This window comes from Fluoribacter dumoffii NY 23, from assembly GCF_000236165.1.
Classification (GTDB): Bacteria; Pseudomonadota; Gammaproteobacteria; order Legionellales; family Legionellaceae; genus Legionella; species Legionella dumoffii.
The window spans coordinates 618,185-631,386 of the sequence record NZ_CM001373.1 but is presented as its reverse complement, the minus strand read 5'-3'; the positions used below and the strand labels follow the sequence as shown (position 1 = coordinate 631,386).

Sequence of the window (13,202 nt, the reverse complement as noted above, 5' to 3'; positions counted from 1 at the left end):
TGAATTTATAACAGAATGATTGTCACAATATGGGGCAGCAACTATGGACAGTAAAATTGAAAAACCACCATTCACCCTCACCATGCTGGGAACGCTCACCGACTTTACCCCTGAATTAAAACAAATTCCCAAACCAGCCCCATATACAAAGGGAGCCAAAGTAAAGGATTATCCCAAGGGAGAAACTTTAAGCGTAATCTCCTCTTTAATTAAAACCAGTGCACCTGCTATAACGATAAAAGTAGATGCAAAAAATCCTTATCCTTATCTGGCAGATGAAATAACGGTAATTAATGGCCCTAAAACAGACGGGACAAACGTAGGGGAGAAAATTGCCCTGGGTCTGGCAGCGATACTCAAGGCAATAGCCCGCGGACAAACCCGGATTAATATCATTGCTCATAGCAGGGGGGCAGTGGAATCGATTTTAATCGCTCATGAATTGGAATCAATACAAACCATTATTGGTACATGTACTACTTTTGATGAGGTTTCGAAGCATTTAACAGAGCAACAAATCAAAAGACGCAAAGGAACACCGGCAAATAATACCCCGGATATTATAGAAACGTTAAAAATACAAATTGGTCAGATTCCTAAAGAAGAGGAAGAACAATGGTTTAATAATCTCAAAACCTTTTTGCCTGCGGCGTCAATAAACTTTTTTGGCATTGATCCCGTACCTGGAGATTGCTTTCCCATTACCTGGTATGACGAACGATATTTCATATTACCCAAGATTATAAAAAATACAGAACTCATTTTTTATGCAAACGAACATTCTGATTGGGGATTTACTCCAATTAGTCCGGAAGTAGTTTCTAAAGAAACCCAAAAATTTGTACGCTATTCCATGCCAGGACATCATGGGACAGGATCCACCGGAAATGATGGTTCGCAACAAGGAATCATTGTTTCTCCTGATGGCTCTAAAACAACCCATGTCCAAAAATTAATGCTCTATAAGTTAATCAGTTTTTTAAGCAGCCAAGGTGTAGCATTTAACGATGGTGAGCAGATTTTTCATCAGCATACAGCTTTAGGCAGAAAGTATCTGGGAATCGATAGTGAAACAAAACCCCTTAATCTCCCCGCCCTTAATTTTCCTGCTATTTTACGGGCACTTTATGCCATGATTGCAAAAAATCAGATAGGTTATGATGCGTATAATTTCACCAACTATTCTTACATGGGGCTCACCAAGCAACGCAAAATCTTACATAAAGGTCATGTCTATGGCCTCTTTAATGATGTCTTTACGACATACTCAGGCTATGTGAATGAAGAGCATGCCTTATTAATGCAAGCCCACTTCTTTAACATTTTTGGTCTTGATACTCAAAAAGTAAATCTTGCCGAGATGATCAATTCCGCCAGTTTAGTCTTGGAAGAAAATATTAAAAAAATTGCTGATAAAGAAACCTCCATTCTAGATTCTGAAACGAATCGAAAAAATGTCCTGGAAACATTTGGCATTGTAATTCGCCAAGTAAGTCAGCAATACTTGACTGAGGATTGGTCCTCAATTGAAAAACAAAAAGAAAAAGAAATCCTCTATCAAGCGATTATTGATATACTCACCAAATTCAAAGATCTGTCTGCATCAGACAATATAACGATCCGCGAGTATGTGGCAGAGCTCCTGCTCTTAAGTTTTACCAGCATAAATCATACTTTAGTCGCTCGCTCCAAGGATTTGAAAAAAGATTTTAATTATCTGCAAGAATCCATGGATACTCGCTTAACCCAGTTTTTTAGTGAATTATTAATGCAATTAAATCACATTGAGAATAGTCCTTCGGTGATTCTTGATGAGATTACTCATTCTGAAGAATATAAAAATCTACCCAACCATCCCTCATCAATTAAAATAGCTTATATTCATAAAAAACTGGCTGGAAAAGGACTCGAAAAATTCAGTGTCGAACAACTCACCAAAAGCTTTGAAGATCAATTTGCCAGTACCCTTGAAGATTTTTCCAAGCTTTATCTGCAAATTCAAATCCTAATCCATGACCTGGCTGCCTTACGAAGCATTATCCCTAATGATAAAATTGAAGTAGACGAATTGGATTTGTTAAGTCAAGTTGAGGGACTGATTGCAACGGCCGCAGAACGGTTTTATAAAGACAGACCTAAAGCATTGCCTCCCCTTGCCGAAACAGAATTCATGAAATTGGCAGAACAACATGCAGTTACACATTTTGGTGTTATTGATCGCATCAAAGAAAAGACTAAAGAAACTGGAATAACAAACAATGAAACAAGTGGGGTTTTTTCCAGAACTTTTTCATTTTTTTGGAGTCCGGTTTCAAGAATGATCTATGGCACTCAAATTAATACCGCCAGTACCGGGGAAATCTCCAACAAGGAAGATATTACCCCCACTATGATATAGGAAGAGCGCACGCATTTAGAGATTTTCTCCACGCTTGGCAAGTACTCTCTTATCCATTACCCTTCTCCATAAAAAAGGAAAAAGGGCTAAAATTATCATCCCCAAATAACCAGAAGGAAGCTGGGGGCTTGAGTCAATATGTCTTAGCAATTGATAAGGACGGGCGCCATACATATGGTGATCTGAATGTCGTTGCAGTTGGAAAAGGAGCATGTTACTAAGCCAATGATTTGCATTCCATGAGTGTTGATCTGAAACTTTCTCATAAAAGCCATTGGCAAGTTTTTTACGCTCCATTCCATAATGCTCAATATAGTTAATGATTTCGAGCAAAATGACAGCAATAACTGATTGAAGAATAAAAAATAAAAATGCTGGCCATCCACCGTAATAATAAAGGGCCACTGCCAAAACTACAGGCAGAGTTATTATCCACCAGAATTGATTTTGTAAATGGTACCAGGGATAACCATTACGATTTAAACGCTTACGCTCAATGCTCAGAGCAGAGCGAAAAGACCCAATAAGTGTTCTGGGTAAAAAATGATATACACTTTCACCAAGACGCGATGTCGCAGGATCTTTTGGGGTAGCAACATGAACATGATGCCCGCGAACATGTTCAATAAAGAAATGGCCGTAACAAACACTAGTTAATAAAACCTTGCTTAATAACTGATCCACGCTGGAATTTTTATGCATCAGCTCATGAGCGAGAGTAATTCCGATTCCCCCTGTTAAAAGTCCAATTGACATACCGAAGCCTATAAATTCTATTGCCGTTAATGGGGTATGCACAACCAGGTAAATTGCAAGCATTATAAACGTGTATTGCACAGGTACATAAATCCAGGTAAGCAGTTTGAAATATTTATCTTTTAATAAATTAGGTTCCTGGGAACTATCTGGATTGCTTGCATCCACTAGCCAGACATCCAGTAGCGGTATTAATGTAAATAAAACTAAAAAGGGAAGGAAAGTATAAAAACCACCAAAATAAAAACCAATAAAGGGCAGTGTCACCACTACATAGACCAACATAAAACATAGTTTTTTAATTGGTTTCATTATGCAATACCTATTGAACTTCTATCTATAAATATAGATGAATCACTAGCAATTTGATATGTTTATGGTGATGCTTTTTATTTCTCGCAAAAACCCTCCATTTCCCTTTTTTATGGTGAGAATAATCCCCTGTTACCTTCTTCTTCTATCCCCTGCTCATAATTCCCCTCCCTGTCGTGAGCCTTGTTACTACCAAAAATTTTTTTACTTTAAAATCAAATTCATAAGGCTTGTCTATTTGTCTGAATCACGATAACCTTTGCCATCGAGATATGGAAATCCCCATTCAATTAATGGTTAACCGCAAATTTTCTTTGGAATGGGCTTTAATGTTTATTTACAGGATGTGACCTATGAATTTTAAATGGAGTACGTTTTTAGTTGCATCGGCATTAGTGGCAGTGCCTCTATCTGGAAATGCCAACATTATTTATGGCTTGGAACACTGCAGCCATTTTAACACGAGTCAATCCGGTCCTTTTTTTGTACAATTGGGGTCATTCCGTTCCGAGCATTTGGCAAAGCAACTCACCAAAAAACTAGCTCAATATCCTGTTCGTACCCTTGCTTCCAAAGGATATTATACAGTTAGAATTGGCCCTTTTTATTCCCTAACTGAAGTACACTCCATTTGCAAATCATTATCCACCATAACTCATCCTATCAAGAGGCTGCAAACAAGTTCCTCTCCTAAAGGCACCACGCATTTAAAGAAATCCAAGAATAAGTCGATGCAGTCACTTAATACCTCTACTGCTGCCTCTGCTTTAGGCTCTTCGAGTTCGCTCGCCTCTTCCCATCATTGGTATTTGGGAATAGATGTTGGTTTTATGCAAACCATCATGAATAACGATGCAATGACTGTTCCCAATGGTTCAGATTTTCCCTTTCCGGAAAATCTTGATCACTATTCCTTAGAGCGACATCAGCCAATTATGCTCGATGTACAGGCAGGACACAGATGGAATCGTAGTCAACAATGGATTCCGTCGTTTGCAGTAGCTTTGCGTTATGAGCATGTTTTTTCAAAAAACATCCAGGGCTTGGTGACTCAATATTCAGATCCGGAGTTTACGGATTATTCTTATCAGTGGGGTATCGAAGCGGACGTTATTTCATTGTATTCAAAACTTGATTTGGTACGCATGGGGCCTTTGATGCCTTATGTTGATCTCGGGGTTGGTCTATCGATAAATCGCAGCCAGCCCTATAATGAAACAGCTCTCCCCGATATCACCCCCAGATATAGTCCCAACTATGCCTCTAAAACCAATTATCAGTTCACCTATAACCTGGGTGCAGGGCTTGATTTTCTGTTATCCCGAAATTTCCTTATTTCCGCAGGTTACAGCTATCAATCCTTTGGCAAGGTATCCTCTGGTTTTGGAGAAGGACCAAACTGGGGTGATACCCAACTTCATTTCGGAACTTTTAAAACAAATATGGGATTAATTGGCGTTTCCTATCAATTTGATAATTCCCAAGAAAGGCATTTTACGGGTTCCAAGTAATTTAATTAAAACGGTAAACCAGATATTAAAGTACCCTTTGGAGATGGAATGAAAAAAATAACTTTAATAGTTTCTATAATTACAGGCTTATACTCCTCCTTTCAGGCAATAGCAGGAATTGACCCCGTTGGATGGACATTAAGCCCATCCAGCGGCATACCGGCACAAACAACGGTAGGCAACACTTACCCCGTAGTCTATACCTTTACTAATAATTTAAAGCATCCTGTACCCTTGAAAATTACTACGGAATATACAGGAAGCCAATTTACTGTTTCAAACGGATGCAATCCTTCCATTCCACTTGCCCCGAGAGGCAAACCTAAAAGCAGCTGTACTGTGGCTGTGCAGTTTAAACCGAACAAATCGGGTGCTGCCTCATTGCAACTTACAATGAATTACCATAATAACGTTGTTCCCCTGCCAAAACTTGCTACCACAGCTTCAGGAACAGTAAATAAAGGCCCCATCATAGGTTTTGTATCAGAACCATTGCCTGCGGTTACCTATACTAATTCTTCCTACAAAGTTTCATTTACCTACATTAATGAGGGGCCTGTCCCAATTACTGCAACATCAGTGACTGTCAATGGTTTTACGTCCACCGCAAACACATGCTCCAATCAACCCATTAATGGAAGCGGCGGCCAATGCACCATTACGGGCACTTTCACCCCCGTAGCTATTGGGCAGGCCACCTTAAATGTGAAATACACCTATCTCAAAGGAAGTTCCAGTGTTTCTGTTCCATTGTCTACCTCAACAGTTGTTCGGAGTGGTTCAGGTTGTCACCAAATAACAAGTTCCGCAGTACTGCCATTACCTACACAAACATATCAATACTCGGATAACGTAGTAAAATATGTTTTTACCAACCACTGCCCCCAACCTGAAACCTTAAGTAATGTCACGGTAACTTACACAGGTGGAAGCGCAACGCTTACCCAAGGGAAAAATACATGTAACGGAGCGACTCTGGGTACCTCCGCATCCAATAACAGTTGTTTTATTTATGTATCTGTTGTTCCCACCACCACAACTGCCAAACTCGATGTCTCGGCATCAGTTTCTTATAGTGGCGTTACAGAAACTGCAACAACGAGTGAAGCTGTTTTGTCCATTCCCAATCAAACCACAGTGCACAACGTAACCTTCGTAAATCAGTGCCCCTTCCCGGTTTGGTATGAGTTTGAAAATGGAGGTCCTTCCTCAAGCACTTCCCCAGATCCCACACCACCAGGAGGAAGTTATCAGCTGAATCAACAGATTTCCAACTCAGCGCCTTCGGTAATTAATTTATCAGTTAGGGAATACGTGAATGGCGCACTCTATGTGAGGACAGGATGTGATGTCACAACCGGGATTTGTGCAACAGGAACTTGTCCTGCATTTAGTGCTTCTGATCCTATGAGATGTGCACAAAACACTCAACCAATGAATTTCCCACCTTTGACCAAAATGGAATTATTCATGCAACCTGCCAGCGCAATCGGCACCGACGGTGTTTATGATGTATCCATGGTCAATGGATTTAATGTCCCGGCTGAGGTACGCTCCCTGGCTCCAGTTGTCACAGGCCCCCCTCCTCCAAACAATGCTCCTTATCCATTTAATTGTGGACAATCTGCAGGCGCCTTAATTCAACCTAAAGCTACAGGTTTAGGAGCTTGTCCCTGGTCATTTTCACCCCCAAATACAGGAGGGGTAGATATCCCTCCCAATTACACCGCAGTTGAAGGCGGAGCGGCAACAGGTTGCACCAATTCATCAAGTTGCGCCGCTCACGAATATTGCGGCATGGGTTTTGACTCAGGAACAGGAAAGTGGAACCGTTTATGCGCTCCTTTCCTCGGCTATACTAATGTCCTCACCTATACTGGATATTCATCACCAGGCCAGTGGGGAACAATAAATCTTTATACCGGTTTCGGTTTAGGTACCACTTTACCGCCACAACCTTCACCTGGTTATGGGAACAGTTCAGTAACGGGTTTGGCAGCAACATATACGGACATGTGGGGATGCTCTCCAACTTCTACAGGAGCACTGCAATCAGGATATTCCTTTACATACCTTGTTTGTGGGTGCCATAACTGGAGCCCTGGTATTACCGCCCAAGTGTCCCAATGCCTGGCAGACAATGCGGATTGGGAAGCTGCAGTTTATCCGCGTATTAACTGGCTTAAAAAGGCCTGCCCAACTGCATATTCTTATAATCATGACGATGCATCAACTTCTTTTACATGCAATGTTTCAGGCAAACAAACAAGTTACCAGATTACTTTTTGTCCTGGAGGAGTGACTGGTAATCCCAATTACCCCAATTGATAAATGGCGGCATGATCGCCGCCATTTTTCCAACGCTTTTAAACACTTAATAGGGTACCCGAAGTCCGTAGGTTATCTTTGAGTCATATTCACTGAGAACAAAATTCTTTTCCAACATGGTCTGAAACAATGATCTCGGAACCGGAGTTAATTTATTGGGCCAGTTAAAAAGCATGATTGTTAAAATATTCCGATGCTCTCCTTTAACGAGATCAAATGAATTTTCCTTATTTGGGAGCATATGATAGTTTTTATTGTAAATTGTTTCTAAATAAGATTTGATTTTGTTAATAATTTTAAAATCATTGTCCTGAATCAGCATAAGGCATACACCCACCTCAGCAACTACATCGTACTCCGTGCGAGAAATTATTTCGTCAATATGGGTTTTTAAGTATGTATTTATCCAATTAAATTGATTTGGGTCAAACGGTTTTTGATAATACCTGCTTTCACTTAAAATGAAGTGTGTCATCCCATAAATTTTTGCTGAATAATCCATATCATTTAATTGGGAATCCTGATGGTCAGCAAAAACTTCCCTAAAATTTTGCATGTATGAGGCTCTTAAATCAATGATCCCAAAATCGTATAAATAGTAAACATAATTAATGAGTTGAGCCCCATAAATTTTGATATTTTCTTTATCAAGGATGTATTTTTTAAAATAATTTTTTTTAGTTTTTAAAAAATTAATGACTTTGATGGTATCGGGAAATAGTGGGGTTTCTTCCATATGGTAAAAATATATTTTATTGGTCATAATCAGCAAACTAAGATAGTAGGCGATTTTGGGATATTTTAAACTTTCCTTTATTCTCTTTTTAGTTTTTTCAGTATCTCCCTCAGCAATTGATAAGAGTCTTTTATTTTCGATCTCAATCACTATTTCATTTTGTAAATTTTTATATAAATATCTGTACCTGCCGCCTAAAATATACAGATAATTGATGATGGGATTAATGTATTCTTCATTACCTGTCAAGGCATACATTCTCATGGCAAAATGTTCTTGATGAGTAACGGGTAAAGTATAAAATTTAGACTGATATTCTTTTAAAATCTGATCGCCAATATTGGCGTGACATAAAGAATGAAACAAAAATAAAATAAAGATTAAATAGCGCACTTATTTCTAAATCAATGTTCAATAAAAAAGGAGCATTTTAACAAGAAATTTCAAATTTACTATTAAAAATTTATTTAGAAATTAAGAAAAGCAGTTCATGTTGAGCTCCGGAATTGGAGAAAAATTCCTAATAAAAGCTTATTTTTTATTTACTTTATTTAGATTAATTTGAACTTTTATCTTCAATTTTTTCAGAATATTATTTCGCAAACGCCTTGAATAATAAGTAAGTCGTTTGAGGTTCCATGGCCAGTATTTCCGTCAAATCATTGCGCCGGGGTGTAATTAAAATTCAGCACATAAATGTAATTTTTACCCATCGTAGGAATTTTTGTGATATTAGCTGCATCAGGGGAGTACACTGGACGATAAAAATTAAGATGGAATCGAATACATCCATCATCTGCTGATGGAATAAACTGCTTATTGGGTAACGACCAGTTGTATATGTCTCCTTCCGTATTGGCAGCAGTTTGCGGGTCTACCTGACCATTAAAAACCTTGTACTTAACTCCTTCTTTGGTCCAATCCATAAAAAAAGTAAGTGTATTGCTTTCTTTGAATTTCTCGGGCATTGAAAAGCGGACCAGATTATTAGGTTGTGCCCACGGTTGTGAACCTAGCTGGGCAATACCCGAACATCCGTAAGTTACCATTGCCCCTGTAAAAGGACAATTCCCTTCTCCATTCCATCCCCATTTGGATAACTCAATTACATCAAGTTCATTCAGATTATTTTCTGCAGGACTTGCCTGTACATCTTGTCCATTTTCCTGCTTACGGTCATAGGTAAACGCGCCAAAAACTGTCCCAGGATCAACCTCCAAAATAGGTACTGGGGTTTCAATCGTAACAAGATATTGCCCATAACCGATATTGACAGGTTGACCTCCTTGGGAAACCAAAACTGCTTCTGCAGCCGTCCAGTCTAAGCCGCCCCCAAGATTACTTTGCTTAATTTCCAGCTTTAAGCGCCCTGATTCTACCGTTACATTTCTTGGATCATAAGCCTGGTTGGATTCAAAAAAATAGCCTATAGGATTAGCATGAAAATTGGTCCACCACCCATATCCTTTCCACTCCAAAATACAATTTGTGCCCTGTTTACAAAATTTATCTTCCCAATCCATTCGTTTGGTAGGAATATTACAACCTGCTGCCAGTACTATCGATGGGAGACATAGAGTTAAGGATATTATTAGTTTTTTCATGAATGTCTCCAGCAATAAACCTGTACACTGATTTTTATTATAGCAAATTAACTCGCGCTCTGATTTATTACCAGTCATTTAAATCAAAATAAATCCAATCTGCAGGCATAATAATTGATTCTATTTTCTCTTATTAATCCAATTAGTAAATTGCGGTATGTCACTAAATCACTTATTCTTTTACTTCAAATTTGCTCGTATTGGATGATATATGGCATATACAAACTATTTTTTTATAGATCAATCTCGCAAGAAAATGGCACGTATTTATAAATCATTGAGTGAAGAATTTAAAAATGATTTGGTTCATATTGAATCCTCTTATAAGGACCTGCTTATTAAGGATACTGAAGTTCAACTTTTAATAGAGGTGAACGAACTAAAAAATAAAATGAGCCATCTTTTATCTCACTTTATCCCTCTATTCTTAAAGGATGAGCGTGGTTTCACTCTGGAGATAAACAATCTAAAAATCAAAGTTTTAAGCTTAAAAGCCAAATTGATGATGCATCATATTTTATGGAATCATAATCAATTTGACATTAACCATTTTGTACTCGTAACAAACAGCTTGCATAATCGCCTTGAAGAATTTAGCCATAAGCTACTCGCATTGAGTGAACTGGATGATGCTGCAGACGCGACCTCGGCACGCTCCAAATATCAGGATTATTTCGAGCAGACCTATGGAGTATTACGCCAAAAATATGAAGAATTATCAGACACATTCTCTATTGGTGATTCTTTGGACTATTCAAGTGATGAGGAAAAAGTAAGTTTGGGTGATTTCGAAGCCTATCATCCCAGAAAAACCCCAAAACTTAGTTAATACATATCTACCCCTCGCGAGTTCCTATCCCCTTTGAGGTATAAAATTAAATTTATACCCAATAAGGGATAAAATTGAAATTATCCCCAATAAGGTATATACTTTTTCTTATCCCTACTAAGGTATAATATATCCAGGAGCATTAATGCTGATTCACTCACCCCACGAACTGGCACTGTTAATTAAGAGTCAAAGAAAAAAACTGAAGCTAAGCCAAGCTGAGGTTGCTGAATTAGTAGGGTTAAAACAAAAAACCATTTCTGCAATAGAAAATAATCCAGAAAATATAAGATTGAGTACCTTATTTCGGATATTATCTGCTCTAGGTCTCGACTTTAACGCCGCACCAAAAAATGAACCAATAACCAATCAGTGGAATGATGAATGGTAAGCAAGAATCAAATCCTGTACGTATTAATGAATGGAGTTTTGGTGGGCATGCTTGAGAAAATCCCTCAAGGGGGATTAAAGTTTGCCTACCACCCCCAATGGTTGGATCAGGCCGGAGCCCGCCCCATTTCATTGTCTTTGCCACTTGTCAATCAAACTTATTTCGGGGATGTCGTATACAATTTTTTTGATAATTTGCTCCCAGATAATCAACAAATCCGCGCGCGAATTCAAGCACGTTTCCGAATACCCACCAGTCAACCCTTTGATCTGCTTGCAGGAATTGGTAGAGATTGCGTAGGCGCCATTCAGCTTATGCCAGGCCCGTTACCTGAGTTTGAAAGAAAAATTAAATTTAAACCCTTATCCGAGCAAAAAATAGCTTCAATCTTACGAAATTATCGGATAAATCCTTTGGGTATGGGCCAGGAGGAAAAAGACTTTCGAATTTCTATTGCCGGGGCACAGGAAAAAACTGCTTTTTTGTATCATGAGAACCAATGGTGTGAACCACTTCAGGAAACCCCAACCACCCACATCTTTAAATTACCCATAGGCTTTATACCACATCAACAAATGGATTTAAGCGACAGCTGTGAAAATGAATGGTTATGCTCACTGCTTGCAAAAAGTTACGGATTACCAACAGCCGATTGTGAGATTCTTCATTTTGAAGACCTTAAGGTTTTGTCGGTAAAACGATTTGATCGCAGAGTGTCCCGTGATAAAAGCTGGATTATGCGATTACCCCAGGAGGACATGTGCCAGGCTTTAGGGGTTTCTTATAATATCAAATATCAATCCGATGGCGGTCCGGGGATTAAAGACATTATGAATGTATTGCTTGGGTCAGCGAATTCAATAGCAGATCGCGATATCTTTTATCGGACCCAGGTTTTTTTCTGGCTACTTGCGGCAATTGACGGTCATGCTAAAAACTTCAGTCTTTTTATTGAAGCCGAAGGAAAATACAGGCTCACGCCCTTATATGATATGATTTCAGCCTATCCATTGATAAAGAAAAAAGAGTTGGAAATTCAAAAAATTAAAATGGCTATGGCTTTAAAAGGGAAAAACAGCCATTACCATTGGCACCTCCTGCAACGCCGACATTTTTTAGAAACTGCAAAAGACGCCAATTTCTCTGCGGAGCGAGCAGAAATAATTCTTAATGAAATGTTGGAAAAAACAGATTCGGTAATCGAGGAAGTTTCTAAGAACTTACCTCTACAATTCCCCACTCATATTTCTGAGCCTATATTTGAGGGCTTGTATAAAACAAAACAAAAATTGACTCAATAATGAATGAATATTTCTTTTTAGGTAGAGAAAGAAATATTTCAGTTTACCACTAACCCATCTCATTAATAAAGAATTTTTTGCGGAAAATTAGACTTTTTTAAAAATTGTCTACTATAGTTATTTTTAATAACAATAATAAAATTAGGGGATATCATGTTACTTCGTTGGACCGGTGTAACGCTGCTGTTTTGCATACTTAATTCTCCATGTTTTGCTGAAGAAAAAGAAATTGCGATTACAATTGATGACTTACCCTTCGTCGGCTCAGGTACGAGCACCCCGGCAAGTTTGAAAAGAACCCAAGCCCGATTTATGGCCATAGTCAAAGCTCTTGTTGATAATCAAGTTCCAGCTACAGGCTTTGCTATAGGCGGCGCCGTAGCAAAAAATGAATGGGATCTTTTAGAGACATTCCGCAACCAGGGTTTTGCTCTGGGAAACCACACTTACACCCACAGGAGCTTGAATAATATCAGTGCCGATAAATACATTGCCGATATCGACCGCGCAGATACTGTCCTGGCACCGGTGCTAACAGAACCCAAATATTTTCGCTACCCTTATCTGGCTGAAGGGAATGGAGAAAAAAAACAAAAAGTGTACAACTACCTGACTGCGCATCAATATACTATTGCTCCAGTAACCATTGATAGCAAGGATTATGAATTTAATGCACGATTTTACAAAATTCCTTATAGAAAAAGGGCAGCAAATCTTCCTGCATTCAAAAAGCGTTATTTGGCCTACATTTGGCAGCAAACATTAAAAGCAGAAAAAAGTGCCAAAGGAAAAAATGTGAAACAAATCCTGTTGATCCATGCAAATCTTCTTAACAGCTTATGTTTGGAAGATATCATTGAATTATACAGGGAACATGGGTACAAATTTATTAGCCTGGCTGATGCCTTAAAAGACAATACGGCACAATCCTTGAATAACAATAAAGAAGCTTTAAATAGTGTGATACCTTCATTAAAAGAAGCAGCTAGAAATAATAAGATCTCTGGGCAGCAAAGCTAGTTTCTACCATTATTCC

10 protein-coding genes are annotated in these 13,202 nt (G+C 38.6%); 7 read left to right on the top strand and 3 right to left on the bottom strand.

Translation table 11 applies throughout. The annotated features are described in order from the left end of the window. The first annotated feature begins 43 nt into the window (after nt 1–43). On the top strand, nt 44–2,398 hold the full coding sequence (locus tag KYQ_RS02915) for a hypothetical protein (RefSeq protein WP_019349634.1): 2,355 nt from the start codon (nt 44–46) through the stop codon (nt 2,396–2,398). A gap of 15 nt (nt 2,399–2,413) precedes the next feature. Here the strand turns inward: KYQ_RS02915 and KYQ_RS02910 are convergent, their stop codons facing one another. Beyond that, nucleotides 2,414–3,466, bottom strand: a complete 1,053-nt coding sequence (locus KYQ_RS02910; protein ID WP_010654051.1) for an alkane 1-monooxygenase — start codon at nt 3,464–3,466, stop codon at nt 2,414–2,416. Between the two features lie 353 nt (nt 3,467–3,819). Between KYQ_RS02910 and KYQ_RS02905 the strand changes: the two genes are divergently transcribed. Together KYQ_RS02905 and KYQ_RS02900 are read left to right on the top strand one after the other, a co-directional pair. Continuing rightward, nucleotides 3,820–4,977, top strand: coding sequence for an SPOR domain-containing protein (locus KYQ_RS02905; RefSeq protein WP_010654052.1), 1,158 nt, complete (start codon nt 3,820–3,822; stop codon nt 4,975–4,977). 48 nt (nt 4,978–5,025) lie between these two features. After that, on the top strand, nt 5,026–7,305 hold the full coding sequence (locus tag KYQ_RS02900; RefSeq protein WP_010654053.1) for a thaumatin family protein: 2,280 nt from the start codon (nt 5,026–5,028) through the stop codon (nt 7,303–7,305). A 46-nt stretch (nt 7,306–7,351) separates the two neighbouring features. Here KYQ_RS02900 and KYQ_RS02895 read toward each other — a convergent pair whose 3' ends face one another. Both KYQ_RS02895 and KYQ_RS02890 read right to left on the bottom strand, forming a co-directional pair. Then, nucleotides 7,352–8,434 (bottom strand): DUF3541 domain-containing protein, encoded by a 1,083-nt coding sequence (locus KYQ_RS02895; RefSeq protein ID WP_010654054.1) that lies wholly within the window; start codon nt 8,432–8,434, stop codon nt 7,352–7,354. Nucleotides 8,435–8,700: 266 nt separating this feature from the next. After that, the gene (locus KYQ_RS02890; protein WP_019349633.1) at nt 8,701–9,645 is read right to left on the bottom strand and encodes a hypothetical protein; all 945 of its coding nucleotides are present in this window, start codon (nt 9,643–9,645) and stop codon (nt 8,701–8,703) included. A 211-nt stretch (nt 9,646–9,856) separates the two neighbouring features. Between KYQ_RS02890 and KYQ_RS02885 the strand changes: the two genes are divergently transcribed. From KYQ_RS02885 to KYQ_RS02870, 4 genes are all read left to right on the top strand, one after another. Beyond that, nucleotides 9,857–10,474: a hypothetical protein gene (locus KYQ_RS02885; protein WP_010654056.1), complete on the top strand. Its 618-nt coding sequence runs from the start codon at nt 9,857–9,859 to the stop codon at nt 10,472–10,474. Between the two features lie 145 nt (nt 10,475–10,619). Next, nucleotides 10,620–10,865 carry a helix-turn-helix domain-containing protein gene (locus tag KYQ_RS02880; RefSeq protein WP_010654057.1) on the top strand — a complete coding sequence of 82 codons (246 nt, stop codon included), beginning with the start codon at nt 10,620–10,622 and terminating at the stop codon, nt 10,863–10,865. Continuing rightward, entirely contained in the window at nt 10,859–12,166 is a 1,308-nt protein-coding gene (locus KYQ_RS02875) for a type II toxin-antitoxin system HipA family toxin (RefSeq protein ID WP_010654058.1), read from the top strand. The genes KYQ_RS02880 and KYQ_RS02875 overlap by 7 nt, the downstream gene beginning before the upstream one ends. A 153-nt stretch (nt 12,167–12,319) precedes the next feature. Next, nucleotides 12,320–13,186, top strand: coding sequence for a polysaccharide deacetylase family protein (locus KYQ_RS02870; RefSeq protein WP_010654059.1), 867 nt, complete (start codon nt 12,320–12,322; stop codon nt 13,184–13,186). The last annotated feature ends 16 nt before the right edge of the window (nt 13,187–13,202 follow it).

Excerpts from the sequence above, each read along its gene's own strand:
- KYQ_RS02870 (WP_010654059.1), top strand. The coding sequence starts at position 12,320 with ATGTTACTTCGTTGGACCGGTGTAACGCTGCTGTTTTGCATACTTAAT.
- KYQ_RS02890 (WP_019349633.1), bottom strand. The coding sequence starts at position 9,645 with ATGAAAAAACTAATAATATCCTTAACTCTATGTCTCCCATCGATAGTA.
- KYQ_RS02875 (WP_010654058.1), top strand. The coding sequence starts at position 10,859 with ATGGTAAGCAAGAATCAAATCCTGTACGTATTAATGAATGGAGTTTTG.
- KYQ_RS02880 (WP_010654057.1), top strand. The coding sequence starts at position 10,620 with ATGCTGATTCACTCACCCCACGAACTGGCACTGTTAATTAAGAGTCAA.
- KYQ_RS02905 (WP_010654052.1), top strand. The coding sequence starts at position 3,820 with ATGAATTTTAAATGGAGTACGTTTTTAGTTGCATCGGCATTAGTGGCA.
- KYQ_RS02900 (WP_010654053.1), top strand. The coding sequence starts at position 5,026 with ATGAAAAAAATAACTTTAATAGTTTCTATAATTACAGGCTTATACTCC.
- KYQ_RS02915 (WP_019349634.1), top strand. The coding sequence starts at position 44 with ATGGACAGTAAAATTGAAAAACCACCATTCACCCTCACCATGCTGGGA.
- KYQ_RS02910 (WP_010654051.1), bottom strand. The coding sequence starts at position 3,466 with ATGAAACCAATTAAAAAACTATGTTTTATGTTGGTCTATGTAGTGGTG.
- KYQ_RS02885 (WP_010654056.1), top strand. The coding sequence starts at position 9,857 with ATGGCATATACAAACTATTTTTTTATAGATCAATCTCGCAAGAAAATG.